The organism is Gilliamella sp. Pra-s60, from assembly GCF_009795755.1.
In the GTDB taxonomy this organism is placed as follows: Bacteria; Pseudomonadota; Gammaproteobacteria; order Enterobacterales; family Orbaceae; genus Gilliamella.
The window spans coordinates 1-24,582 of the sequence record NZ_WTFA01000017.1 but is presented as its reverse complement, the minus strand read 5'-3'; the positions used below and the strand labels follow the sequence as shown (position 1 = coordinate 24,582).

At 38.6% G+C, this 24,582-nt stretch carries 41 protein-coding genes; 36 read left to right on the top strand and 5 right to left on the bottom strand.

Annotation, left to right across the window (positions count from 1 at the left end; all coding sequences use genetic code 11):
* Positions 1-94: 94 nt before the first annotated feature.
* The 35 genes from iscR to rplQ all read left to right on the top strand — a co-directional run bounded on the left by iscR (position 95) and on the right by rplQ (position 19,426).
* The gene (gene iscR, locus GQ596_RS09715; RefSeq protein ID WP_160401473.1) at positions 95-550 is read left to right on the top strand and encodes a Fe-S cluster assembly transcriptional regulator IscR; all 456 of its coding nucleotides are present in this window, start codon (positions 95-97) and stop codon (positions 548-550) included.
* 38 nt (positions 551-588) lie between these two features.
* Positions 589-1,803 carry an IscS subfamily cysteine desulfurase gene (locus tag GQ596_RS09710; RefSeq protein WP_160401471.1) on the top strand — a complete coding sequence of 405 codons (1,215 nt, stop codon included), beginning with the start codon at positions 589-591 and terminating at the stop codon, positions 1,801-1,803.
* A 15-nt stretch (positions 1,804-1,818) separates the two neighbouring features.
* Complete coding sequence (gene iscU / locus GQ596_RS09705) at positions 1,819-2,205, top strand: Fe-S cluster assembly scaffold IscU (RefSeq protein ID WP_160401470.1); 387 nt, start codon at positions 1,819-1,821, stop codon at positions 2,203-2,205.
* The gene (gene iscA / locus GQ596_RS09700; protein ID WP_160401468.1) at positions 2,205-2,528 is read left to right on the top strand and encodes an iron-sulfur cluster assembly protein IscA; all 324 of its coding nucleotides are present in this window, start codon (positions 2,205-2,207) and stop codon (positions 2,526-2,528) included. The genes iscU and iscA overlap by 1 nt, the downstream gene beginning before the upstream one ends.
* A 15-nt stretch (positions 2,529-2,543) precedes the next feature.
* Positions 2,544-3,062, top strand: a complete 519-nt coding sequence (gene hscB / locus GQ596_RS09695) for a Fe-S protein assembly co-chaperone HscB (protein WP_160401467.1) — start codon at positions 2,544-2,546, stop codon at positions 3,060-3,062.
* A gap of 36 nt (positions 3,063-3,098) precedes the next feature.
* Positions 3,099-4,958: a Fe-S protein assembly chaperone HscA gene (gene hscA, locus GQ596_RS09690; RefSeq protein WP_160401465.1), complete on the top strand. Its 1,860-nt coding sequence runs from the start codon at positions 3,099-3,101 to the stop codon at positions 4,956-4,958.
* Positions 4,959-4,972: 14 nt separating this feature from the next.
* Positions 4,973-5,311 carry an ISC system 2Fe-2S type ferredoxin gene (gene fdx / locus GQ596_RS09685; protein ID WP_160401463.1) on the top strand — a complete coding sequence of 113 codons (339 nt, stop codon included), beginning with the start codon at positions 4,973-4,975 and terminating at the stop codon, positions 5,309-5,311.
* Between the two features lie 371 nt (positions 5,312-5,682).
* A complete protein-coding gene (rpsJ, locus tag GQ596_RS09680) occupies positions 5,683-5,994 on the top strand; it encodes a 30S ribosomal protein S10 (protein WP_006120582.1) in 312 nt (103 codons plus the stop codon).
* Positions 5,995-6,025: 31 nt separating this feature from the next.
* On the top strand, positions 6,026-6,652 hold the full coding sequence (gene rplC / locus GQ596_RS09675; protein WP_065558577.1) for a 50S ribosomal protein L3: 627 nt from the start codon (positions 6,026-6,028) through the stop codon (positions 6,650-6,652).
* Between the two features lie 16 nt (positions 6,653-6,668).
* Positions 6,669-7,271: a 50S ribosomal protein L4 gene (rplD, locus tag GQ596_RS09670; protein ID WP_160401461.1), complete on the top strand. Its 603-nt coding sequence runs from the start codon at positions 6,669-6,671 to the stop codon at positions 7,269-7,271.
* Positions 7,268-7,570, top strand: coding sequence for a 50S ribosomal protein L23 (gene rplW / locus GQ596_RS09665; RefSeq protein WP_034885052.1), 303 nt, complete (start codon positions 7,268-7,270; stop codon positions 7,568-7,570). The genes rplD and rplW overlap by 4 nt, the downstream gene beginning before the upstream one ends.
* 18 nt (positions 7,571-7,588) lie before the next feature.
* Positions 7,589-8,413, top strand: coding sequence for a 50S ribosomal protein L2 (gene rplB / locus GQ596_RS09660; protein WP_160401459.1), 825 nt, complete (start codon positions 7,589-7,591; stop codon positions 8,411-8,413).
* A gap of 19 nt (positions 8,414-8,432) precedes the next feature.
* Positions 8,433-8,711, top strand: coding sequence for a 30S ribosomal protein S19 (gene rpsS / locus GQ596_RS09655; RefSeq protein ID WP_024496505.1), 279 nt, complete (start codon positions 8,433-8,435; stop codon positions 8,709-8,711).
* A 13-nt stretch (positions 8,712-8,724) separates the two neighbouring features.
* On the top strand, positions 8,725-9,057 hold the full coding sequence (gene rplV, locus GQ596_RS09650) for a 50S ribosomal protein L22 (protein ID WP_160401458.1): 333 nt from the start codon (positions 8,725-8,727) through the stop codon (positions 9,055-9,057).
* 14 nt (positions 9,058-9,071) lie between these two features.
* The gene (gene rpsC, locus GQ596_RS09645) at positions 9,072-9,809 is read left to right on the top strand and encodes a 30S ribosomal protein S3 (RefSeq protein ID WP_025314388.1); all 738 of its coding nucleotides are present in this window, start codon (positions 9,072-9,074) and stop codon (positions 9,807-9,809) included.
* A 12-nt stretch (positions 9,810-9,821) separates the two neighbouring features.
* The gene (gene rplP / locus GQ596_RS09640; protein ID WP_034911153.1) at positions 9,822-10,232 is read left to right on the top strand and encodes a 50S ribosomal protein L16; all 411 of its coding nucleotides are present in this window, start codon (positions 9,822-9,824) and stop codon (positions 10,230-10,232) included.
* Positions 10,233-10,424 (top strand): 50S ribosomal protein L29, encoded by a 192-nt coding sequence (gene rpmC / locus GQ596_RS09635; protein ID WP_034902373.1) that lies wholly within the window; start codon positions 10,233-10,235, stop codon positions 10,422-10,424.
* A gap of 1 nt (position 10,425) precedes the next feature.
* Positions 10,426-10,686 (top strand): 30S ribosomal protein S17, encoded by a 261-nt coding sequence (gene rpsQ, locus GQ596_RS09630; RefSeq protein ID WP_160401456.1) that lies wholly within the window; start codon positions 10,426-10,428, stop codon positions 10,684-10,686.
* Positions 10,687-10,881: 195 nt separating this feature from the next.
* Positions 10,882-11,253 (top strand): 50S ribosomal protein L14, encoded by a 372-nt coding sequence (rplN, locus tag GQ596_RS09625; protein WP_025314392.1) that lies wholly within the window; start codon positions 10,882-10,884, stop codon positions 11,251-11,253.
* Between the two features lie 10 nt (positions 11,254-11,263).
* Positions 11,264-11,578, top strand: a complete 315-nt coding sequence (gene rplX, locus GQ596_RS09620) for a 50S ribosomal protein L24 (protein ID WP_065558583.1) — start codon at positions 11,264-11,266, stop codon at positions 11,576-11,578.
* Positions 11,579-11,595: 17 nt separating this feature from the next.
* Positions 11,596-12,135 carry a 50S ribosomal protein L5 gene (gene rplE, locus GQ596_RS09615; RefSeq protein WP_025314394.1) on the top strand — a complete coding sequence of 180 codons (540 nt, stop codon included), beginning with the start codon at positions 11,596-11,598 and terminating at the stop codon, positions 12,133-12,135.
* Between the two features lie 11 nt (positions 12,136-12,146).
* Positions 12,147-12,452 (top strand): 30S ribosomal protein S14, encoded by a 306-nt coding sequence (rpsN, locus tag GQ596_RS09610; protein ID WP_025314395.1) that lies wholly within the window; start codon positions 12,147-12,149, stop codon positions 12,450-12,452.
* Between the two features lie 17 nt (positions 12,453-12,469).
* Complete coding sequence (rpsH, locus tag GQ596_RS09605; protein WP_065567155.1) at positions 12,470-12,862, top strand: 30S ribosomal protein S8; 393 nt, start codon at positions 12,470-12,472, stop codon at positions 12,860-12,862.
* A gap of 11 nt (positions 12,863-12,873) precedes the next feature.
* The gene (rplF, locus tag GQ596_RS09600) at positions 12,874-13,407 is read left to right on the top strand and encodes a 50S ribosomal protein L6 (RefSeq protein ID WP_065638311.1); all 534 of its coding nucleotides are present in this window, start codon (positions 12,874-12,876) and stop codon (positions 13,405-13,407) included.
* Between the two features lie 9 nt (positions 13,408-13,416).
* Positions 13,417-13,770 (top strand): 50S ribosomal protein L18, encoded by a 354-nt coding sequence (rplR, locus tag GQ596_RS09595; RefSeq protein ID WP_025314398.1) that lies wholly within the window; start codon positions 13,417-13,419, stop codon positions 13,768-13,770.
* A gap of 14 nt (positions 13,771-13,784) precedes the next feature.
* A complete protein-coding gene (rpsE, locus tag GQ596_RS09590; RefSeq protein WP_025314399.1) occupies positions 13,785-14,285 on the top strand; it encodes a 30S ribosomal protein S5 in 501 nt (166 codons plus the stop codon).
* 6 nt (positions 14,286-14,291) lie between these two features.
* Entirely contained in the window at positions 14,292-14,471 is a 180-nt protein-coding gene (gene rpmD, locus GQ596_RS09585) for a 50S ribosomal protein L30 (protein WP_025314400.1), read from the top strand.
* Positions 14,472-14,476: 5 nt separating this feature from the next.
* Entirely contained in the window at positions 14,477-14,911 is a 435-nt protein-coding gene (gene rplO / locus GQ596_RS09580) for a 50S ribosomal protein L15 (RefSeq protein WP_039127711.1), read from the top strand.
* A gap of 8 nt (positions 14,912-14,919) precedes the next feature.
* Positions 14,920-16,260, top strand: coding sequence for a preprotein translocase subunit SecY (secY, locus tag GQ596_RS09575; protein WP_160401455.1), 1,341 nt, complete (start codon positions 14,920-14,922; stop codon positions 16,258-16,260).
* Between the two features lie 26 nt (positions 16,261-16,286).
* Positions 16,287-16,400: a 50S ribosomal protein L36 gene (gene rpmJ / locus GQ596_RS09570; protein ID WP_025314403.1), complete on the top strand. Its 114-nt coding sequence runs from the start codon at positions 16,287-16,289 to the stop codon at positions 16,398-16,400.
* 169 nt (positions 16,401-16,569) lie between these two features.
* Positions 16,570-16,926: a 30S ribosomal protein S13 gene (gene rpsM / locus GQ596_RS09565; protein WP_065586686.1), complete on the top strand. Its 357-nt coding sequence runs from the start codon at positions 16,570-16,572 to the stop codon at positions 16,924-16,926.
* Between the two features lie 15 nt (positions 16,927-16,941).
* Positions 16,942-17,331, top strand: coding sequence for a 30S ribosomal protein S11 (gene rpsK, locus GQ596_RS09560; protein ID WP_025314405.1), 390 nt, complete (start codon positions 16,942-16,944; stop codon positions 17,329-17,331).
* A 43-nt stretch (positions 17,332-17,374) separates the two neighbouring features.
* A complete protein-coding gene (rpsD, locus tag GQ596_RS09555) occupies positions 17,375-17,995 on the top strand; it encodes a 30S ribosomal protein S4 (RefSeq protein WP_065567150.1) in 621 nt (206 codons plus the stop codon).
* A 25-nt stretch (positions 17,996-18,020) separates the two neighbouring features.
* The gene (gene rpoA, locus GQ596_RS09550) at positions 18,021-19,010 is read left to right on the top strand and encodes a DNA-directed RNA polymerase subunit alpha (protein WP_034911133.1); all 990 of its coding nucleotides are present in this window, start codon (positions 18,021-18,023) and stop codon (positions 19,008-19,010) included.
* 29 nt (positions 19,011-19,039) lie between these two features.
* Positions 19,040-19,426: a 50S ribosomal protein L17 gene (rplQ, locus tag GQ596_RS09545; protein WP_034884211.1), complete on the top strand. Its 387-nt coding sequence runs from the start codon at positions 19,040-19,042 to the stop codon at positions 19,424-19,426.
* 191 nt (positions 19,427-19,617) lie between these two features.
* On the opposite strand, the gene GQ596_RS09540 is transcribed toward rplQ, so the two are convergent.
* The 4 genes from GQ596_RS09540 to fabI all read right to left on the bottom strand — a co-directional run bounded on the left by GQ596_RS09540 (position 19,618) and on the right by fabI (position 22,280).
* A complete protein-coding gene (locus GQ596_RS09540) occupies positions 19,618-19,821 on the bottom strand; it encodes a SlyX family protein (RefSeq protein ID WP_160401454.1) in 204 nt (67 codons plus the stop codon).
* A 54-nt stretch (positions 19,822-19,875) separates the two neighbouring features.
* On the bottom strand, positions 19,876-20,547 hold the full coding sequence (radC, locus tag GQ596_RS09535; RefSeq protein ID WP_202112544.1) for a DNA repair protein RadC: 672 nt from the start codon (positions 20,545-20,547) through the stop codon (positions 19,876-19,878).
* Positions 20,548-20,717: 170 nt separating this feature from the next.
* Entirely contained in the window at positions 20,718-21,290 is a 573-nt protein-coding gene (slyD, locus tag GQ596_RS09530) for a peptidylprolyl isomerase (RefSeq protein ID WP_160401453.1), read from the bottom strand.
* Between the two features lie 201 nt (positions 21,291-21,491).
* Complete coding sequence (gene fabI, locus GQ596_RS09525; RefSeq protein ID WP_160401452.1) at positions 21,492-22,280, bottom strand: enoyl-ACP reductase FabI; 789 nt, start codon at positions 22,278-22,280, stop codon at positions 21,492-21,494.
* A gap of 193 nt (positions 22,281-22,473) precedes the next feature.
* On the opposite strand from fabI, the gene tehB reads away from it, so the two are divergent.
* Positions 22,474-23,334: an SAM-dependent methyltransferase TehB gene (gene tehB, locus GQ596_RS09520; RefSeq protein ID WP_160401451.1), complete on the top strand. Its 861-nt coding sequence runs from the start codon at positions 22,474-22,476 to the stop codon at positions 23,332-23,334.
* A 42-nt stretch (positions 23,335-23,376) separates the two neighbouring features.
* On the opposite strand, the gene fmt is transcribed toward tehB, so the two are convergent.
* Entirely contained in the window at positions 23,377-24,339 is a 963-nt protein-coding gene (gene fmt, locus GQ596_RS09515) for a methionyl-tRNA formyltransferase (protein ID WP_160401450.1), read from the bottom strand.
* Between the last annotated feature and the right edge of the window lie 243 nt (positions 24,340-24,582).

Genomic DNA, 24,582 nt, shown 5'->3' with positions numbered 1-24,582 from the left:
TATAGGGTAATTCCTACTAAAATACTCAACTAAATACTTGACTAAATTAAGCGGATATATACAATAAGTATTACCAAATATAGAGGAATGATCAATGAAATTGACATCAAAAGGACGATATGCGGTAACAGCAATGCTTGATGTCGCATTGCATGCTGATTCTGGACCGGTATCTCTTGCAGATATTTCAGAACGTCAAGAAATCTCGCTTTCTTACCTTGAACAATTATTTGCTCGGTTACGCAAAAATGGTTTAGTGCAAAGCGTTAGAGGTCCAGGCGGAGGTTATATTCTTAGTCGTAGTATGGATCAAATCGCTATTAGCTCAATTGTTAAAGCTGTTGATGAAACAGTTCATGCAACAAAGTGCCATGGGCAAGATGGTTGTCAAGGCGGGGTTAGGTGTTTAACGCATACGCTTTGGAATGAATTAAGTGAACGTATTGATGATTTTTTAACGAGCATTACACTGAGTGAGCTTGTGAATAATCAAGAAGTCAAAGCTGTTGCTAATCGACAAAGTAATATACAACACGTCCAAATTAATTAATAAAAATAGAATATAGAATTTGTAATTGGGAGTAATTAATGAAACTACCTATTTATATGGATTATGCAGCCACAACGCCTGTTGATCCTAGAGTCGCTGAAAAAATGATGCAGTATTTAACTCCTGATGGTATTTTTGGTAATCCAGCGTCTCGTTCTCATAAGTTTGGGTGGCAAGCAGAAGAAGCCGTTGACATTGCCCGAAATCAGATTGCTGATTTGATCGGGGCAGATTCGCGCGAAATCGTTTTTACATCAGGTGCAACTGAAGCCGATAATTTAGCAATTAAAGGTGCCGCTCATTTTAATCATGCCAAAGGTAAGCATATTATTACTTGTAAAACTGAGCATAAAGCTGTGCTTGATACCTGTCGCCAACTTGAAAGAGAAGGCTATGAGGTAACTTATTTGGCACCAGAATCTAATGGTATACTTGATCTAGATAAACTTGCATCCGCAATGCGTAGTGATACAACAGTTGTGTCGATTATGCATGTTAATAATGAAACAGGTGTCATACAAGACATTGAAAAAATTGGCAATATGTGTCGTGAACGAGGTATTGTTTTTCACGTTGATGCAACGCAAAGCGTAGGTAAATTGCCGATTGATTTAACTAAGTTAAAAGTTGATTTGATGTCCTTTTCGGGGCATAAAATTTATGGTCCTAAAGGGATTGGTGGACTTTATGTAAGGCGTAAACCTCGTGTACGCATTGAAGCTCAAATGCATGGTGGTGGACACGAGAGGGGTATGCGCTCTGGTACTTTACCTGTGCATCAAATTGTTGGCATGGGTGAAGCATATCATATTGCTAAAGAGGTAATGGCAACTGAAATGCCACGTTTGTTGGCACTTAAAAATCGTTTATGGAACGGTTTAAAAGATATTGAAGAAGTTTATCTTAACGGTTCTTTAGAGCACAGTGTACCAAATATTTTAAATGTTAGTTTTGCCTATATTGAAGGTGAATCTTTGATGATGGCTTTGAAAGATTTGGCTGTTTCATCTGGTTCGGCTTGCACATCTGCTAGTTTAGAACCGTCTTATGTTTTGAGAGCATTAGGTCTTAATGATGAGCTAGCACATAGTTCAATTCGATTTTCAATTGGTCGTTTTTCGACTGAAGAAGAAATTGATTATGTGATTAAGCTAGTTAAAGAATCAATTGGTAAACTTAGAAATTTGTCCCCACTTTGGGAAATGTTTAAAGATGGTATTGATCTGTCAACCATTAAATGGTCAGCACATTAAGATTAGGAGTAAATTATGGCGTACAGTGAAAAAGTTGTTGATCATTATGAAAATCCACGTAATGTTGGTTCGTTTGATCAAAATGATCCTAATGTCGGTAGTGGCATGGTTGGTGCCCCTGCGTGTGGCGATGTGATGCGTTTACAAATTAAAGTAAATGATAATGGTATTATCGAAGATGCTAAGTTTAAAACGTATGGTTGCGGTAGTGCAATTGCATCAAGTTCTTTGGTGACGGAATGGATAAAAGGTAAATCATTAGACGAAGCTGAAGCGATTAAAAATACTGATATTGCACAAGAGCTTGCATTGCCACCAGTTAAAATCCATTGTTCAATTTTAGCTGAAGATGCAATTAAAGCTGCTATCGATGACTATAAGACTAAAAAAGGACAACGTTAATGGCGATCACGTTAACCAATAATGCAGCCAATCGTGTTCAGGCTTTTTTAGCAAATCGAGGAAAAGGCGTTGGGCTCCGGTTAGGCGTTAAAACATCGGGTTGTTCGGGAATGGCGTATGTCTTAGAGTTTGCCGATGTAATTAACGATGATGATAGTGTCTTTGAAGACAAAGAAGTTAAAGTTATCGTTGATAAAAAAAGTTTAGTCTATATTGATGGCACTGAACTTGATTTTGTCAAAGAAGGATTAAATGAGGGGTTCAAGTTTAATAATCCTAATGCACACCATGAATGTGGTTGTGGCGAAAGCTTTAATGTGTAATTGGGTACCATAGTTATGGTTAATTATTTTGAATTATTAGGTTTACCAGCTCAATTACCAGTAGATGTTGCACAGTTAACCTCTCATTATCAACAATTGCAAAGACAGTATCACCCAGATAATTTTGCTACTATAGCTGATAGTGATAAAGTGGCTGTTATTCAAAAATCAGCCGCTATTAATGATGGTTATCGAACTTTGAAAAATCCGATCAAAGCGGCGGAGTATTTTTTATCTTTGCAAGGTTTTGATGTGGCAACTGAGCAAAATATTATTCATGATGCTGATTTTTTAATGGAACAATTTTCTTTACGTGAACAGCTTGACGATATAGAAAACCAATCTAATTTTGAGGCTTTAGATCGTTTCCATGAAGAAATTATTAAACGTGAAAAAACAATATATAACGAGCTATTACAATTTATCTCAAAGCAAGATTGGCAAATTGCACTTAATCAAATTTATAAAATCCGTTACCTAACTAGATTGATTGAACAAATCGAAAAGTTACAAGAAAAACAATTTGATTTATAATTTAAGATAAGTAACGTATTGATAGAGATAGATTAAATGGTATTATTACAAATCAGTGAGCCAGGACAAACCCCACTGCCACATCAACGTCGTATTGCTGTGGGTATTGATCTTGGTACAACTAATTCATTAGTCGCAACAGTGCGCAGTGGTCAATCAGAAGTATTGCCCGATTTAGATGGTAATTCGTTGTTACCATCAGTTGTCCATTATGGTGTTGATCATGATGAAAACCCTGTTATTACAGTGGGAAAAAACGCTAAAAGTAATGCCGTTAATGATCCGCAAAATACCGTTAGCTCTATTAAGCGATTAATGGGGCGAAGTTTATCTGATATAGATTTATCACATTTTCCATATACTTTTTCACAAACTGAAAATAGCGTACCTTTATTAAACTTGCCTAATGGTCAAGTCAATCCAATACAAGTTTCGTCCGAAATTTTGATTGCTTTAGCTGAGCGAGCAAGGCAGAGCTTGCAAGGGGAAATAGATGGTGCTGTTATTACTGTTCCTGCCTATTTTGATGATGCGCAAAGGCAGGCAACGAAAGATGCCGCAAAATTAGCGGGTTTACATGTTCTTCGATTATTAAATGAGCCGACTGCTGCTGCAATTGCGTATGGCTTAGATTCAGGAAAAGAAGGTGTTATTGCGGTTTATGATTTAGGTGGTGGAACATTTGATATCTCTATTTTACGTTTACATCAAGGTGTTTTTGAAGTTCTGTCAACTGGTGGTGATTCTGCACTTGGTGGTGATGATTTTGATCGGTTACTTGCTGACTATATAAAAAGAGAGTTAGGATTGGTTAATAATATAGATCCTTATCTTAATCAAAAAATTAGTAATCAAGCTACTGAAATAAAAATTTTGCTAAGTCATCAAGATTCTGCTGTCTTTTCTCTTGATAATCTGTCGTTGACTATTACTCGCCAGCAATTTCAATACTTAATCGAGCCATTGGTCAAACGTACTTTGGCAGTTTGTCGTCGTGCGTTAAAAGATGCAGACATTAATGTCGATGAAATAGTTGAAGTTGTTATGGTTGGAGGTTCTACTCGTGTTCCTTTAGTACGAGAATTAGTAGGTGATTATTTTAAAACCAATCCGTTAACTTCTATTGATCCAGACAAAGTTGTTGCAATTGGTGCGGCTATTCAAGCTGATATTCTTGTAGGAAATAAGCCTGATTCTGATATGTTGTTGCTTGATGTTATTCCATTATCGCTAGGAATAGAAACAATGGGGGAATTAGTTGAAAGAATTATTCCAAGGAATAGTACTATTCCATGTGCAAGGGCTCAAGAATTTACTACTTTTAAAGATGGTCAAACAGCCATGATGATTCATGTGCTACAAGGTGAGCGTGAAAGTGTTAGTGATTGTCGTTCGCTGGCTAAATTTATTTTACGAGGGATTCCTCCTATGCCTGCTGGAGGAGCACATATTCGTGTAACTTTTCAAGTTGATGCGGATGGGTTATTAAGCGTTACGGCAATGGAAAAATCAACAGGTGTTGAAGCTTCAATTCAAGTTAAACCATCTTATGGATTGAGTGATAAAGAAATTGCAACCATGATTCAAGATTCAATTAGTCATGCTCAGCAGGATAAACAGGTAAGAATGCTTGCCGAACAAAAAGTTGAAGCTGCTAGAGTGCTCGAAAGTTTACAAAGTGCTTTAGATAAAGATGCTGATTTATTGAATGAAAAAGAACTTAAACAAATTTTAGTTGCTAAGCATCAATTACAAGCAGCGAGTGAATTAGACGATAGTCAAATAATTGCAGAACAAATTAAAATTGTTGATAACGTGACACAAGATTTTGCAGCTAAGCGTATGGATAGGTCAATTCGCCACGCTTTAACAGGTCATAAAGTTGACGAGATTTAACTAACGAGATTATTATGCCAAAAATTACCTTTTTACCGAACGCCGATCTTTGCCCAGAAGGAAAAACTGTCGAGGCACAAGAAGGTGAATCTATTTTAGACGTTGCTTTGCGTAATGATATTGAGATAGAACATGCTTGTGAAATGTCGTGCGCGTGTTCCACATGTCATTGTATTGTTCGTAAAGGATTTGATTCACTTGAACAAAGTGATGAACAAGAAGATGACATGCTAGATAAAGCATGGGGAGTTGAACCACATAGTCGTTTAAGTTGCCAAGCACGTGTTACTAATGAAGATCTAGAAGTTGAGATTCCAAGATATAGCCTTAATCACGCTAAAGAAGATCATTAATTTGCCATTGTCATTCTAATTAAGGTCAATGTGATTGCCAAAAATAATTAATTATAAAAAATTGGTATTAGACGTTTAAAATTCAATACCTTTAATATGATAGTGTGATTTTTATTATAAGAAACCAATTTGTTAATTACCGCTTGCATTAGTTCACTAATGCCGTATAATTAGTAGCACTTTGCTTATTGTGTTTGGATAAGCAAATGATACAAAAGATATAATTACTAAATTAAAAACAGTTAATTATATCAACAATACCTCCGATCTGGGGGTTACGAAAAAGAACGGATTACACTCTCCTGTCAATCGAAACAGGGCAAGAGGAGTAATCTTTTGTTATAACTTTTAAATAATGGAGCTCTGGTCTCATGTCGAACCAAAGAATCCGTATTCGGTTAAAAGCGTTTGATCATCGTTTGATTGATCAATCAACTGCTGAAATTGTAGAAACTGCGAAGCGCACTGGTGCGCAGGTTCGTGGTCCTATTCCATTACCGACACGCAAAGAACGTTTCACTGTATTGATTTCTCCGCATGTTAATAAAGATGCACGTGATCAATATGAGATTCGTACTCATAAGCGTCTAGTTGATATCGTTGAGCCAACTGAAAAAACAGTTGATGCTTTAATGCGTCTAGACCTTGCTGCCGGTGTTGATGTGCAGATCAGTTTAGGTTAATCCTAAGCTGAATGATTGAGAGGTCGAAACAATGATTGGTTTAATCGGTCGTAAAGTAGGAATGACACGAATCTTTACTGAAGAAGGTGTTTCTATTCCTGTCACCGTAGTTGAAGTTCAAAGCAACCGAGTTACTCAAGTTAAAACACTTGAGAATGACGGTTATCAAGCTATTCAGGTTACAACTGGCAGCAAAAAAGCAAGTCGTGTAAACAAACCTGAAGCAGGTCATTTCGCTAAGGCTGGCGTTGAAGCTGGTCGTGGTCTATGGGAATTCCGTTTTGAAGAAGGCGAATTTACTGTAGGTCAAAGTATTAACGTTGATATTTTTACTGACGTTAAAAAAGTTGATGTTACTGGGACATCTAAAGGTAAAGGTTTTGCTGGCGTGACTAAACGTTGGAATTTCCGTACTCAAGATGCTACTCATGGTAACTCTTTGGCACACCGTGGTCATGGCTCTATCGGTCAAAACCAAACTCCGGGTAAAGTGTTTAAAGGTCGTAAAATGGCAGGTCACTTAGGTAATGAACGTGTAACTGTTCAAAACTTAGATATTGTACGTGTTGATGCTGAACGTAATCTTTTATTAATTAAAGGTGCGGTTCCTGGCGCAATCAATAGTGACGTAATTGTTAAACCGGCAATCAAGGCTTAACGTCGAGGAGATAGAGATGGAATTAGTAGTAAAAGACGCGAAAGCGCTTTCTGTTTCCGAAACTACCTTCGGACGTGAGTTTAATGAAGCGTTAGTTCATCAAGTGGTTGTTGCTTATGCATCTGCTGCTCGTCAGGGCTCTCGTGCACAAAAAACTCGTGCAGAAATCGCTGGTTCAGGCAAAAAACCATGGCGTCAAAAAGGCACAGGTCGTGCTCGTTCAGGTTCTATTAAGAGCCCAATTTGGCGTAGTGGTGGTGTGACATTTGCAGCAAAACCACAAGATCATAGCCAAAAAGTTAACCGCAAAATGTATCGTGGTGCATTAAAGAGTATTTTCTCTGAATTAGTGCGTCAAGAACGTTTAATTGTTGTTGAAACATTTACTGTTGAAGCACCTAAGACTAAATTATTAACTCAGAAATTAAATGATATGAACCTTAATGATGTTCTTATTATCGCTTCTGAAGTTGATGAAAATCTTTTCTTAGCAGCACGCAACTTACATAAAGTTGATGTGCGTGATGTAGCAGGTATTGATCCAGTTAGTTTGATTGCATTTGACAAAGTAGTTATCACTGTTGATGCTGTTAAACAAGTAGAGGAGATGTTAGCATGATTCGTGAAGAGCGTCTGCTTAAAGTCCTGCGAGCACCACATGTTTCTGAAAAAGCATCTATTTCAATGGAAAAAACAAATACATTAGTATTGAAAGTTGCTAAAGATGCTACTAAGAGAGAGATTAAAGCCGCAGTTGAACAACTATTTGAAGTTAAAGTAGATGACGTTAATACACTTGTTGTTAAAGGCAAAGTAAAACGTCGTGGTCAACAAATCGGTCGCCGTAGCGACTGGAAAAAAGCTTACGTTACTTTAGCAGAAGGTCAAAATTTAGACCTTGCTGGCGTCGCTGAGTAATTCGGAGGAGTAAGAACAATGGCAGTTGTTAAGTGTAAACCTACATCTCCGGGTCGTCGCCACGTTGTTAAAGTGGTTAACCCAGAGTTGCATAAAGGTAAGCCTTATGCACCGTTGCTTGATTCAAAAAGCAAAACTGGTGGTCGCAATAATAATGGTCGTATCACTACCCGTCATATTGGTGGTGGTCATAAACAACATTATCGTATTGTCGATTTTAAGCGTAATAAAGATGGTATTCCAGCAGTTGTTGAACGTTTGGAATATGATCCAAACCGTAGTGCAAATATTGCATTGGTTTTATATAAAGACGGTGAACGTCGTTATATTTTAGCGCCTAAAGGCTTAAAAGCAGGTGATCAGATCCAATCTGGTGTTGACGCATCGATTAAAACAGGTAACTGTTTACCAATGCGTAATATTCCAGTCGGTTCTACCGTACATAATATTGAAATGAAACCAGGTAAAGGCGGACAACTTGCTCGCTCTGCTGGTAGTTATGTTCAAATCGTTGCTCGTGATGGTGCATATGTAACATTACGTTTGCGTTCAGGTGAAATGCGTAAAGTATTATCTGATTGCCGAGCTACTATCGGTGAAGTGGGTAATTCAGAGCATATGCTTCGCGTATTAGGTAAAGCGGGTGCTTCGCGCTGGCGTGGTATTCGTCCTACTGTTCGTGGTACAGCAATGAACCCGGTAGACCATCCACATGGTGGTGGTGAAGGTCGTAACTTTGGTAAACATCCTGTGTCTCCATGGGGTCAAAAAGCCAAAGGATTGAAAACGCGTAGCAACAAACGTACTGATAAGTACATTGTTCGCCGTCGCAATAAGAAATAATTAATATAGAGGATTAGCTATGCCACGTTCTCTCAAGAAGGGTCCTTTTATTGACCTACACTTGCTGAAGAAGGTAGAGAAAGCGGTGGAAAGCGGGGACAAGAAACCAATTCGTACTTGGTCCCGTCGTTCAACGATCTTTCCTAACATGATCGGTTTGACCATCGCTGTCCATAATGGTCGTCAGCACGTTCCAGTTTATGTTTCCGACGAAATGGTTGGTCATAAATTGGGTGAATTCGCGCCGACTCGTACTTATCGCGGTCACGCAGCTGATAAGAAAGCTAAGAAGAAATAAGTAGGAGAAAGAGATGGAAACAATTGCAAAGTACCGCCACGCTCGTTCTTCTGCACAAAAAGTTCGCTTAGTTGCAGATCTTGTTCGCGGTAAGAAAGTGTCTCAGGCACTAGATATTTTAACGTACACCAATAAAAAAGCGGCTGTACTTGTTAAAAAAGTATTAGAGTCTGCTATTGCTAATGCAGAGCATAACGATGGTGCTGATATTGATGATCTAACAGTTGCGAAAATTTTCGTAGATGAAGGCCCAACCATGAAGCGTATTATGCCTCGTGCGAAAGGTCGTGCAGATCGAATTTTGAAGCGTACGAGTCACATCACCGTGATCGTCTCAGATCGCTAGGCTGGAGAATAGCAATGGGTCAAAAAGTAAATCCAAATGGTATCCGATTAGGCATTGTCAAGCCTTGGACATCTACATGGTATTCGGGTACAAAGACATTCGCTGATAATTTAGAAAGTGATTTTAGAGTACGTGAATTCTTAAATAAAGAATTAGCTCAAGCGTCTATCTCTAAAATTGTGATCGACCGTTCAGCAGAAACTAACGTTCGCATTACTATTCATACTGCTCGTCCGGGTATTGTGATTGGTAAAAAAGGCGAGGACGTTGAAAAATTACGTAATGCCGTAGCTTCTATTGTCAATAAATATAAAGACAAAAGAGAAAAACGTGATGTTGCAGTACAAATTAATATTGCTGAAGTTCGTAAACCAGAACTAGATGCTAAATTAGTTGCTGATAGTATCACTTCTCAGTTAGAACGCCGCGTTATGTTCCGTCGTGCTATGAAACGTGCGGTTCAAAATGCAATGAAGGCAGGTGCTAAAGGTATCAAAGTTGAAGTAAGTGGTCGTTTAGGCGGCGCTGAAATTGCTCGTAGCGAGTGGTATCGTGAAGGTCGCGTACCTTTACATACATTACGAGCTGATATCGACTATGGTTTGTCTGAAGCATTAACTACCTACGGTATTATTGGTGTTAAAGTGTGGATCTTCAAAGGTGAGATCCTTGGTGGTATGGCTGCCGTTGAACAAGCAGAAAAACAACCTGCTGCTCAACCGAAAAAGCAGCGCAAAGGCCGAAAACAATAAGGAGCGTCGCTGATGTTACAACCAAAGCGTACAAAATTCCGTAAAGTGCACAAGGGCCGCAATCGTGGTCTTGCTGTAAGTACTGACGTTAGTTTCGGTACATTCGGTCTTAAGGCTGTGGGTCGTGGTCGTTTGACTGCGCGCCAGATCGAAGCGGCACGTCGTGCAATGACTCGTGCAGTTAAGCGTCAAGGTAAAATCTGGATTCGAGTTTTCCCTGATAAACCAATTACTGAAAAACCGCTTGCAGTGCGTATGGGTAAAGGTAAGGGTAACGTTGAATACTGGGTTGCACAGATTCAACCAGGTAAAGTCCTTTATGAAATGGACGGTGTACCGGAAGAAGTTGCTCGTGAAGCATTTGCGTTGGCAGCTGCAAAACTGCCAATTAAAACCACCTTTGTGATTAAGACGGTGATGTAAATGAAAGCAAAAGAGCTACGCGAAAAAAGCGTTGAAGAGTTAAATACTGAACTTCTTAATTTATTACGTGAGCAATTTAACTTACGTATGCAATTAGCTGGAGGTCAGTTAACACAAACTCATATGTTAAAACAAGTGCGTCGTAATATTGCACGTGTTAAAACGTTATTAACTGAAAAGGCGGGTGCGTAATATGACTACTGAAGTAAAAATTCGTACTCAGCAAGGTCGTGTTATTAGCGACAAAATGGATAAATCTGTTACTGTTGCTATTGAACGTAAAGTGAAGCATCCGTTATATGGTAAGTTCATTAAACGTACGACTAAATTGCATGTACATGATGAAAACAACGAGTGTGGTATTGGTGATACTGTAGAAATTAAAGAGTGTCGTCCATTATCAAAAACCAAATCTTGGACTCTTGTTCGAATCGTTGAAAAAGCAGTTATCTAATCTTTTTTGATTAAAAACTGTACATAATATAATAAACGGCTCAACGGCCGTTTATTTTATGCTATCCATTTTATTTGAGTGGTGTTATACTATTCGCCCTCACGTAAGTGGGTTTTTGGTTGTCTATTCTTATCCATGGTAGTTGAGGTGGATGAAGGTAGATTAGACAATAATTTATTTATACGGAGCATTAAAATGATCCAAGAACAGACAAGGCTAGATGTTGCCGATAACTCTGGCGCACGTAGTGTAATGTGTATCAAAGTTCTCGGTGGATCACACCGTCGTTATGCAGCGGTTGGTGATATCATCAAAGTTACCATTAAAGAAGCAATTCCACGTGGTAAAGTTAAAAAAGGTGATGTACTTAAGGCTGTTGTTGTGCGCACAAGAAAAGGTGTTCGTCGCCCTGATGGATCTGTCATTCGTTTCGATCGTAATGCTTGTGTTATTTTAAATAATAACAGTGAGCAACCGATTGGTACGCGTATTTTTGGACCGGTCACTCGTGAACTTCGTTCTGAGAAGTTTATGAAGATCATTTCATTAGCACCAGAAGTACTGTAAGGAGCGGGTAATGGCAGCGAAAATCCGTCGAGAAGATGAAGTTATCGTGTTAACTGGTAAAGATAAAGGTAAACGCGGTAAAGTAAAAAGCGTTTTGTCTACAGGCAAAGTGATTGTTGAAGGTATTAATTTGGTTAAAAAACACCAAAAACCAGTACCAGCATTAAATCAAGAAGGTGGAATTGTTGAGAAAGAAGCAGCTATTAATGTTTCTAATGTCGCAATTTTTAACCCGGCTACAGGCAAAGCAGATCGCGTAGGCTTTCGTATTGAGAACGGTAAAAAAGTCCGTTTTTATAAGTCTACTAATGAATTAATCAATTAAGTAATTTGGAGTGTACGATGGCGAAACTGCATGATTACTACAAAGCACAGGTAGTAAATAAACTGCAAGAACAGTTTGGCTACAAATCTGTCATGCAAGTCCCTCGGATCGAAAAGATCACCTTGAATATGGGTGTGGGTGAAGCAATTACTGATAAGAAATTATTAGATAATGCGGTTGCAGATTTAGCTGCAATCAGTGGTCAAAAACCACTTGTCACAAAAGCACGCAAATCAGTTGCTGGTTTTAAAATCCGTCAAGGGTATCCTATTGGTTGTAAAGTGACTTTACGTGGCGAACGTATGTGGGAATTTTTTGAACGTCTAGTTTATATTGCTCTTCCTCGTACTCGAGATTTTCGTGGTTTAAGCGCAAAATCTTTTGATGGTCGTGGTAACTATAGCATGGGTGTTCGTGAGCAAATCGTTTTCCCTGAAATCGATTATGATAAAGTTGATCGTGTTCGTGGTTTAGATATCACTATCACAACAACTGCACAATCAGATGAAGAAGGCCGAGCTTTATTATCTGCCTTTAACTTCCCATTTCGTAAGTAAGGTAGGGCATAATGGCTAAACAATCAATGATTGAACGCGATAAGAAACGCGTAAAGCTAGCAGAAAAATATTTTGCAAAGCGTCAAGAATTAAAAGCGATTATCTCTGATCTTAATGCATCAGATGAAGATCGTTGGAATGCAGTGCTTAAATTGCAAACGCTTCCTCGTGATTCTAGTCCATCACGTCAACGTCGTCGTTGTCGTCAAACTGGTCGTCCTCATGGCGTCCTTCGTAAGTTTGGTTTAAGCCGTATTAAGGTTCGTGAATCAGCCATGCGTGGTGAGATTCCTGGTCTTAAAAAGGCAAGTTGGTAATCAGGGGAGTGTTATAGATGAGCATGCAAGATCCTATTGCAGATATGTTGACCCGTATTCGTAACGGTCAATCTGCGAATAAAGTTGCAGTCACCATGCCTTCCTCTAAGCTAAAAGTGGCAATTGCCAATGTGCTAAAAGAAGAAGGTTATATTGGGGACTATAAAGTTGTTGGTGACACTAAGCCAGAATTGGAAATTACTTTAAAATATTTCCAAGGTAAAGCTGTTGTAGAAAGCATCAAACGTGTTAGCCGTCCAGGTCTACGTATTTATAAACGCAAAGACGAATTGCCAAAAGTAATGGCTGGACTAGGTATCGCAGTTGTTTCTACTTCTAAAGGTGTTATGACTGATCGTGCAGCACGCCAAGCAGGTCTTGGTGGTGAAATTATCTGCTACGTAGCGTAAGGGAGAAAAAAATGTCTCGTGTTGCAAAAGCACCTGTCGTTGTTCCTGCTGGCGTAGAGGTAAAACTCAATGGTCAGGTAATTACGATTAAAGGTAAAAATGGCGAGTTATCTCGCACAATAAACAACGCTGTTGTTATTAATCAAGAAGAAGGTCAAATTAAATTTGCTCCTCGTGATGGTTTTGCTGATGCTTGGGCTCAAGCAGGTACTGCTCGTGCGTTGATTAATGCAATGGTTATTGGTGTTACTGAAGGTTTTACTAAAAAACTTCAGCTAGTTGGTGTCGGTTATCGTGCACAAGTGAAAGGTAATGCAATTGGTTTATCTCTTGGATATTCTCATCCAATAGAACATCAATTACCTGCAGGTGTAACAGCTGAATGTCCTTCTCAAACTGAAATCGTACTAAAAAGTGCTGATAAACAGTTAATTGGACAAGTAGCTGCTGATATCCGTGCTTATCGTCGTCCTGAGCCTTATAAAGGTAAAGGTGTTCGTTACGCAGATGAAGTTGTGCGTACTAAAGAAGCTAAGAAAAAGTAAGGTAACACTATGGATAAGAAATCAGCTCGTATCCGTCGTGCAACTAAAGCGCGTCGCAAGATGCATGAACTACTTGCAACTCGCTTAGTGGTTCACCGTACTCCGCGTCATATTTATGCGCAGATTATCGCACCAAACGGATCAGAAGTACTGGCAGCAGCTTCTACATTAGAAAAAGCTATCAGTGAAAGTTTAAAATACACCGGAAACAAAGATGCAGCAGCAGCGGTTGGTAAAGCAATTGCTGAACGTGCATTAGCGAAAGATATCAAAGAAGTTTCATTTGATCGTTCAGGTTTCCAATATCATGGTCGAGTTCAGGCGCTAGCAGATGCTGCTCGCGAAGCTGGCCTACAGTTCTAAGGTAGGAGTTAAAGATGTCAAACATCGAAAAACAAGCTGGTGAACTGCAGGAAAAACTAATCGCAGTTAACCGAGTTTCTAAAACCGTAAAAGGTGGTCGTATTTTTAGTTTTTCTGCACTAACAGTTGTTGGTGACGGTAATGGCCGCGTAGGTTTTGGATATGGTAAAGCACGTGAAGTGCCAGCAGCAATTCAAAAAGCAATGGAAAAAGCACGTCGCAATATGATTAATGTTGCTTTAAATAACGATACTTTACAGCATCCAGTTAAAGGTGCTCACACAGGTTCTCGTGTTTATATGCAACCAGCATCAGAAGGTACTGGTATTATCGCCGGTGGTGCGATGCGTGCCGTTTTAGAAGTTGCAGGTGTTCGTAACGTTCTAGCTAAAGCATATGGTTCTACTAACCCAATTAACGTGGTTCGTGCAACAATTGATGGCTTAGAAAACATGAAATCACCTGAAATGGTTGCTGCTAAGCGTGGTAAAACCGTCGAAGAAATTTTGGGGTAATTAGCCATGGCAAAAACAATTAAAATTACACAAACTCGTAGTTCTATTGGTCGTCTACCGAAGCATAAAGCGACGTTAGTTGGTCTTGGATTACGTCGTATTGGTCATACTGTTGAGCGTGAGGATACTCCTGCGATTCGCGGTATGGTAAACCAAGTTTATTACATGGTTAAAGTAGAGGAGTAATAGTAATGCGTTTAAATACTTTATCTCCTGCTGAAGGTTCAAAGCATGCACCAAAACGTGTAGGCCGAGGAATCGGTTCTGGTCTAGGTAAAACTGGTACTCGTGGTATCAAAGGTCAAAAATCTCGTTCAGGTGGTGGCGTTCGTCGCGGCTTTGAAGGTGGTCAAATGCCTTTATATCGTCGTTTGCCAAAATTTGGTTTTACCTCACGTAAAGCTCAAGTTACAGCTCAAGTTCGTCTTTCTGATTTAATGAAAGTTGAAGGCGATATTGTTGACCTAAATAGCTTAAAAGTTGCAAATGTGATCAACTCACAAATTGAATATGCAAAAATTATGTTATCTGGCGAAGTAACTAAACCAGTAACTGTTCGCGGTATTCGTGTGACTAAAGGTGCTAAAGCTGCAATTGAAGCTGCTGGCGGAAAAATTGAGGAATAAGTAGAAAGATGGCAAAGCAACCAGGATTAGATTTTCAAAGTACACGAGGCGGTAGTGGTGAGCTTAAAAGACGCTTAATGTTTGTGCTTTTAGCGCTTATTGTTTTTCGTCTTGGTTCTTATGTTCCCGTTCCTGGTATTGATACTAAAGCGTTATCGGACATGCTAGCAAAAGCATCATCAAATGGCATTGTAGATATGTTCAATATGTTCTCTGGTGGTGCTTTAAGCCGTGCTTCAATTTTTGCATTGGGAATAATGCCTTATATTTCTGCGTCAATTATTGTGCAGTTATTAACGGCAATTAGTCCAAAGTTAGCAGAATTAAAGAAAGAAGGTGAATCTGGTCGTAAAAAGATTAGTCAGTACACTCGCTATGGCACATTGGCCTTAGCGATTGTGCAAGCTGTTGGTATTGCGACTGGTTTACCAAACATTCCTAATTATGGCAGTGTTGTTATTAATCCAGGATTTTCTTTCTATTTTATTGCATCGGTTAGCTTAGTTACTGGTACTATGTTTCTTATGTGGCTAGGTGAACAGATCACAGAAAGAGGCGTAGGTAATGGTATTTCAATCATTATCTTTGCTGGTATTGTGGCAGGTCTTCCTCATGCTATATATGAAACAATTGAACAAGCTCGTTCTGGTTCATTGCATCCGATTTTATTATTAGTGGTCGCAGCTTTAGTGGTGGGTGTGACTTACTTTGTTGTGTTTGTTGAACGTGGTCAACGACGTATTGTTGTTAACTATGCGCAACGACAACAAGGTCGCCGTGTGTATGCTGCACAAAGTACGCATTTACCGTTAAAGATCAATATGGCTGGGGTTATTCCTGCAATATTTGCTTCAACAATAGCGATGTTACCATCAATGATGGCTTCTTGGTTCCAAGGAGACGGTGAAGGTTGGCGATATTTTGTTGTTCTTATAGGGCAATATTTTTCTCATGATCAACCGTTATACATTATCTTTTTTGCGGCGGCGATTATCTTCTTTTGTTTCTTCTATACGGCATTGGTTTTCAATCCAAGAGAAACAGCAGATCAGCTTAAAAAATCTGGTGCATTTATTCCAGGTATCCGTCCAGGTGAACAAACATCTAAGTACATTGACAAAGTAATGACTCGTTTAACGCTAATTGGCGCAATCTACATTACTTTTGTATGTTTGGTTCCAATGTTTATGACAACCGCAATGAATGTTCCCGTTCAATTTGGTGGGACATCTTTATTAATCGTTGTTGTTGTAATCATGGATTTTATGGCACAAGTACAGACTTTAATGATGCCAAATCGTTATGAGTCAGTGTTAAAGAAAGCGAACCTTAAAGGCTACGGCCGATAAGTTAGCCAGAAGTTACGGAGAAAAAAATGAAAGTTCGTGCTTCAGTCAAGAAATTATGCAGAAATTGTAAAATCATTAAACGTAATGGCATCGTTCGTGTTATTTGCGTTGAAGGTAAACACAAGCAACGTCAAGGTTAATTTATTTAGCCGTAAAGTTGTGCTTTTGCATATTTTACTTGCCAAAGTATAGTAAAGCTGGCTAGAATAGCCAGCCTAGATTTATTTGTGGATTCACTGTTTGAGTATCCTGAAAACGGGCTTTTCAGTATGGTGAATTCACTGAACATTAACAATAAAGGAGTGCATAGTGGCCCGTATAGCAGGCATTAACATTCCTGATCAACAACATGCTGTGATTGCTTTACAAGCGATTTATGGTATCGGAAGTACCCGCGCTAAGACAATTTGTGCTGAAGCTGGTATTCCTGAACATGTTAAGATCAGAGAACTATCTGAAGATCAGATTGAAAAGTTACGTGAACAAGTCGCTAAATTCACAGTTGAAGGTGATTTACGTCGTGAAGTAACTATGAGTATCAAGCGTTTATTAGACCTTGGTTGTTATCGTGGCATGCGTCACCGTCGTGGACTTCCAGTCCGTGGTCAACGCACAAAGACTAACGCACGTACCCGTAAGGGACCGCGTAAGCCAATCAAGAAATAATTGAGGTATAATTAAATGGCAAAGACACCTGTTCGTACACGTAAACGTGTAAAAAAGCAAGTTTCTGATGGTATAGCTCATATTCATGCATCATTCAACAATACAATTGTAACTATTACCGATCGTCAAGGTAATGCGTTAGGTTGGGCAACCGCTGGTGGTTCTGGTTTCCGTGGCTCTCGTAAGTCAACACCTTTTGCAGCTCAAGTGGCAGCGGAACGTTGTGCTGAAGCCGTCAAAGATTACGGAATTAAGAATCTGGAAGTTATGGTTAAAGGACCTGGTCCTGGTCGTGAGTCAACAATTCGTGCATTAAATGCGGCGGGTTATCGCATCACTAACATTACTGATGTTACTCCGATTCCTCATAACGGTTGTCGTCCACCAAAGAAACGTCGTGTTTAATTTTTATTAAACATTGAATGTTTAGGATTATTGGAGAAATAAAATGGCAAGATATTTGGGACCAAAGCTCAAATTAAGTCGTCGTGAAGGTACAGATTTATTCCTTAAATCTGGAGTCCGAGCGGTTGATAGTAAATGTAAATTAGAACAAGCTCCTGGACAGCATGGTGCGCGTAAACCGCGTTTATCAGATTATGGTGTTCAGTTACGTGAAAAACAAAAAGTTAGACGTATTTATGGAATTTTAGAACGTCAATTCCGTAATTACTACAAAAGCGCAGCGCGAATTAAAGGCAACACTGGTGAAAACCTACTTGGTCTTTTAGAGCGTCGCTTAGATAATGTTGTTTATCGCATGGGATTTGGTGCAACTCGCGCTGAAGCTCGTCAATTAGTTAGTCATAAAGCTGTTCTTGTTAATGGTCGCGTTGTGAATATTGCATCTTATCAAGTTTCACCTGAAGATGTGATCAGTGTTCGCGAAAAATCAAAAAAACAAGCACGTATTAAAGCCGCTTTAGAGCTAGCTGAACAACGTGAAAAACCAACATGGTTAGAAGTTGATGCTAGCAAAATGGAAGGCGTATTTAAACGCTTACCAGAACGTTCAGATTTATCTGCTGACATCAACGAACATTTGATCGTCGAACTTTACTCTAAGTAAAGTTTAGCACTTAAGAGAGGACATAATGCAGGGTTCTGTAACAGAGTTTTTAAAACCTCACCTAGTTGATGTTGTTCAATACAGCCAAACACATGCCAAAGTGACTTTAGAGCCACTTGAGCGTGGTTTTGGTCATACTTTAGGTAATGCACTACGCCGCATTTTATTATCATCTATGCCGGGATATGCAGTAACCGAAGTTGAAATTGACGGTGTTCTGCATGAGTACAGTACTAAAGAAGGCGTTCAAGAAGATGTACTTGATATTTTGCTTAATTTGAAAAAATTAGCAGTGCGTGTACATACTAAAGATGATGTTATGCTGACTTTAAACAAATCAGGTATTGGTGCAGTGACTGCGTCTGATATCACTCATGATGGTGATGTTGAGATTGTTAATCCTGATTTAGTAATTTGTCATCTTACTGATGCAAATGCTTCAATTAGTATGCGTATTCGTGTACAACGAGGACGTGGTTATGTCCCTGCTTCTGCTCGCGTTAAGTCAGAAGATGAAGAACGACCAATTGGTCGTCTGTTAGTTGATGCATGTTATAGTCCTGTAGAACGCATTGCATATTCTGTTGATGCGGCTCGTGTGGAACAACGTACAGATTTAGATAAACTTGTTATCGATATGGAAACCAATGGTACTATCGATCCTGAAGAGTCTATTCGTCGTGCATCAACTATTTTGGCTGAACAACTTGAAGCTTTCGTTGATTTACGTGATGTACGTCAACCAGAAGTGAAAGAAGATAAACCGGAATTTGATCCAATTCTATTACGTCCAGTAGATGATTTGGAATTAACTGTTCGGTCTGCTAATTGCTTAAAAGCAGAAGCAGTTCATTATATTGGTGATTTAGTACAACGTACTGAAGTTGAGTTACTTAAAACCCCTAATCTTGGTAAGAAATCACTTACTGAAATTAAGGACGTGCTCGCATCTCGTGGTTTATCTTTAGGCATGCGTCTTGAGAACTGGCCACCAGCAAGTATTGTTGAAGACTAAGATAAAATTTATATAAGAAGGATAAAGTTATGCGCCATCGTAAAAGTGGTCGTCAACTGAACCGAAATAGCAGCCATCGTCAAGCAATGTTTCGTAACATGACTAGTTCACTTGTTGAACATGAAATCATCAAAACTACATTGCCTAAAGCAAAAGAGTTGCGTCGTGTTGTTGAACCGTTAATTACGCTAGCCAAAAGCGATAGCGTAGCTAATCGCCGTCTGGCTTTTGCTCGTATCCGTGATAAAGATACAGTTAAAAAATTATTTTCAGATTTAGGTCCACGTTTTGCTACCCGTCCTGGCGGTTATGTACGCATTTTAAAATGTGGTTTCCGTGATGGAGATAATGCTCCAATGGCTTATATCGAATTAGTTGATCGCCCTGCAGTAGAAGCAGAAGCAGCAGCTGAATAGTTTTAAATCATTGTGCATCAAAACCGGCTTTATGCCGGTTTTTTATTGTCTACTTTATTTTTATTAGCTTTAATATCAAATTGATAACTTACTTAAATTGGGTATCAATCATCAATTCTGTATTATCTTGATAATACCTATCATTAAAAAGTCATTAAATGGCAATGCTGATTGTCACCATACAACTGCTATTAATAATGAGGTGGTGGTGTTTCTTCAGATAAGCTAGCAATATTTGATGGCTGTGTTGCTTGTAGTTTTTGCGATAATAACGCTAATTGTTCTTTTAGCTTACTTACATCTGCTTGTAAATTGGTTACCATTTGATTAAGCTCTTCAATGGTGATTTCTTGAAAAGCCACTTTGGTCTCAAGTAATTCTAATTGTTGGTTCATAAAATAGATTCATATATAGATTAGTTAATTAAGCTACATTGTAAGTAAAAACCACTACGAAATCCATCCACGCTCAGCAAAAGAGACATATTCACCTTTGCCGATAACAATATGATCTATAACTCGAATATCAACCAATTCACAAACTTCTTCTATTTTTTGAGTAAGATGGCGATCTGCTTGACTCGGTTCTGCTATGCCTGAAGGGTGATTATGCGCTAAAATTAATGCGGCTGCATTATGTTGTAGTGCGCGTCTGGCAACTTCACGCGGGTGGACTTCTACACAATTATAGGTGCCAATAAACATCTCTTCCGACGAAATAACATGATGTTGGTTATCTAAAAAAATCACCATAAAAATTTCACGATCTTTATTGGCTAAACGACTAGCTAAATAATGATGTGTTACTGATGGTGAAGAAAGCGAATTTTCGTGCGTCATTTTTACTTTCAAATAACGAGATGAAAGTTCAACAACAGCTTTTAACTGTGTATACTTAGCGGTACCTAAGCCATGTTTTTGGCAAAAGTCATGATGACTTGCATTAATTAAATTATACAAAGAACCAAAATCATTTAATAAACGTTGTGACAACTCCAAAACAGGCAAATCACGTGTACCTGTTCGTAAAAATAGCGCCAAGAGTTCAGCGTCACTTAATGCTTCAACACCAAATTTTAATAACTTTTCACGCGGCATTAATTGGGGATATTGCAAAGGCATTGTACTTTTATTTAGTGATTAAAAGTAAATTATGAATGAATGACTAATTGAATAAACTCGAAAAAGAAAATATTCGGCGTTATTTCACAAAAAAACAAACCGTTTTACACAATTTTACAAAAAAAGAAAAAGCGCTATAAAGCGCTTTTAAATATCGATTAGCAATAGAACTAGTGACAACCACATCCACCATGACCGCCGCCACAACAACCATGATCTTCATCGTCTTCTTCATGAGCATGACCGCCACAACCGCAACCGCCGTGCCCATGATCGTGTCCGTGAGCACCATGAATATGACCGTGTGCGATTTCTTCTTCTGTCGCTTCACGAATTGCTAAAACTTCAACATTAAATTGTAAATCTTGGCCGGCTAACATATGATTACCATCGATAGTTACGGTATCGCCATCAATAGCGGTAATTTCAACAGGTAAAGAACCTTGATCAGTATCAGCAAAAAAGCGCATACCGACTTCTAGTTCATCAACACCCACAAACACATCACGCGGAACATTTTGTACAAGCGAATCATTAAAGTCACCATAAGCGTTAATGATTTCGACATCAAATTTATCGCCAACTTGATGGCCTTCTAATGTATTTTCGAGATCTTGTAATAAGTTACCTGCACCTTGTAAATATTCAAGTGGTGCAGTAGCTGTAGCTTCATCAACTAACACGCCATCTTTAGTGCGTACTTGGTATGCCAAACTAACCACGGTATTTTTTGCTATTTTCATTTTTTCTCCAACAGACTTGTATTGAGCAAATTACTTTAGATTTTAGCGGAAAAAAGGAGTTATGTATTCTAAATTTTCTATTTAATTGAAAACTAACAAAAGAATAACATAACATAGGAAGATAATAATTTGTTATTAACTATCATTAAAAAAGGCATCAAGATAACCATTGATGCCTTTTTTTAGTGTTAGGAATCAATCTTATTTAAGTTCTAACTCATTCATCGCCGCAATGCTAAATCCACCATCGACATGAATCACTTCACCAGTAATACCTGATGAAAGGTTTGAACATAAGAATGCTGCTGAATTACCCACATCTTCAATTGTCACAGTACGACGGATTGGCGTTACTGATTCACAGTGAGATAGCATCTTTTTAAAATCTTTAATACCAGATGCTGCAAGCGTACGAATTGGACCTGCAGAAATCGCATTAACACGAACGCCTTGAGGACCCATAGCATTTGCCATATAGCGAACATTGGCCTCTAACGACGCTTTAGCAAGACCCATCACATTATAGTTAGGAATAGCACGTTCCGCACCAAGATAAGAAAGAGTCACTAATGCTGAATTTGGGTTCAGCATTGAACGGCATGCTTTAGCCATAGCTACAAAGCTATAAGCACTGATATCATGGGCAATAGCAAAACCTTCACGGGTAACCGCATTAACATAATCGCCATCTAATTGATCGCCAGGTGCAAAAGCGATAGCATGAACAAAACCATCAAATTTATCCCATGTTTTTGCAAGTTCAGTAAAAAGTTCATTAATACTTTCATCATGAGCAACATCGCAAGGTAAAACGATTTTAGAACCGAAATCAGCGGCAAAATCTTCAACACGTGTTTTTAATTTATCATTTTGATAAGTAAAAGCGAGTTCAGCGCCTTCACGATGCATTGCTTGTGCAATACCGTAAGCAATTGAACGATTACTTGCAACACCAGTAACGAGTATACGTTTACCTGTTAAAAATCCCATAAATTATTCCTCTAATTTTCACTATATAGTCTAGGATGATGACGATTATATGTTGATCAAGCCAACTTCGCCACTATAATTTATTTTCGTTGATAGGTTTTTATTTCATTGTTTAAAAGAAATGATTGTTTACCACATCAATATCCTACTATAATAGTCAACTATTATCCTTATAGGAATAGGAGACATCATTTTGGATAATTTAGTTTGTTACAAAACATTACCTATTTGGAATGCTGGTACCTTACCTGCGTTGTTTCGTCAAAAGCATAATACCCAAATTGGTACATGGGCAAAATTACAAATTTTAAAAGGAAGTATTGATTTTGAAATGTTAACGGAACAAGGCGAGGTAATCTCTAAACATTATTTTGATACTCAGCAGCAACCGCCATTTATATTGCCACAGCAATGGCACCGCATTGCCGAAATATCAGATGACTTACAGTGTCAGTTAGCTTTTTATTGTTTGCCTGAGGATTATACTCAAAAAAAATACCAAATGACCAAAACCCACTCTGAGGTACTTAGCGCAACAAAGCTTATCCAAGCAGGAAAGGCATTAGATTTAGGTTGCGGTTCAGGTCGTAATTCAGTCTATTTGCAGTTACAAGGCTTTGATGTGACCGCTGTTGATAAATCAGAACTCAGTATTGGAAACTTACAACAAATTATTAATGATGATAACCTTAAACACATTAATGCAATGGTTTATGATATCAATCAAGCAAATTTACAGGGCGAATATGATTTTATTCTTTCGACCGTTGTTATGATGTTTTTACAACCCGAAAAAATTCCAGCTATTATTGATAACATGCAAAAAATCACCAAATCAGGGGGATATAATTTAATTGTCAGCGCCATGTCTACGCCTGATTACCCTTGCTCTGTTGGGTTTTCATTTACTTTTAAAGAAAACGAATTGCGCCAATATTACCAAGATTGGGAAATACTAAAATATAACGAAGAGGTTGGGCAACTGCATAAAACGGATATACATGGAAACCGAATCAAATTAAGGTTTGCAACCTTATTGGCTAAAAAACGATAAAATTACAGGATATAGCATCCTGTAATTTTATACATTAATCGATTAACGTGTATTTAGTTTTTCGCCAACCGTAAACCAAGCTTTGCGTGAGTTTAACAAATCTTGGGCGGACATTGGTTTTTTGCCTGCGGGTTGTAAAAGGGTCATATTCAATGCACCGTTGCGAGTTGCAATACAAATGCCATTTTTATCGGCTTGCAAAATTGTACCCGCAGGCTGTTTTGACGCCATTTTTACCACATCGGCTTGCCATACTTTTACCGGCTCACCATTAACCTCAAAATAACTCACTGGCCATGGATTAAAAGCCCGAACGCAACGCTCCAGTTGTTCTGCAGGCAAATTCCAATCGAGTTTAGCTTCTTGTTTTGATAATTTTTCGGCATAAGTTGCTTGTGATGGATCTTGCTTTTCGGGTTGGATTTTTTGTTCAGTGAGTAAGGCCAATGTATCAAGCAACGCTTGCGGTCCTAATTTTGCCAGTTTTTCGTATAGCGATGCGCTAGTATCGGTCTGCTCAATTGGGCAGGTCAGCTTATATAGCATATCGCCCGTATCAAGCCCTGCATCCATCTGCATAATGGTAATGCCTGTTTGCTCATCGCCCGCCCAACAAGCACGTTGAATTGGCGCAGCACCACGCCAACGAGGTAATAACGAACCGTGCACATTTAAACAACCCAGTTTAGGCATATCCAATACCGCTTGTGGCAAAATCAGTCCATAGGCAACCACAATCATAATATCGGCATTGAGATCGGCAATGATTTTTTGATTCTCTTCTTTTTTTAGCGTGGCAGGTTGATAAACGGGTAAATTGTGCTCGATTGCGAGCTGCTTAACAGGGCTTGCTGTTAATTTATTACCACGACCAGCAGGGCGATCGGGTTGCGTAAAAACGGCGACCACATTATGTTCCGAACTAATAAGAGCCTTTAAGTGAGTGGCGGCAAAATCGGGCGTACCAGCAAAAATGATATTTAAAGGTTTAGTAACATTAGGCATAAGTATTCGTATCCATATTCATAATCGAAAAATAACCTCAATTATACCCGAAACTTAATTAAGAATCTTTAACCCAAAAAAAGACTATTTTTTTGCAGTTTGTTTTTTTGCCAAAAAGTGGTCAGGAAAGGTATTGATTTTATTGAAGTTTTTATACAGTATTTTTATCAAACAAAACCACCCCCAAAAAAATCCAAAGCAACGCACTCAACCTTCTAACAAATCTTTACAATAAATTAACAA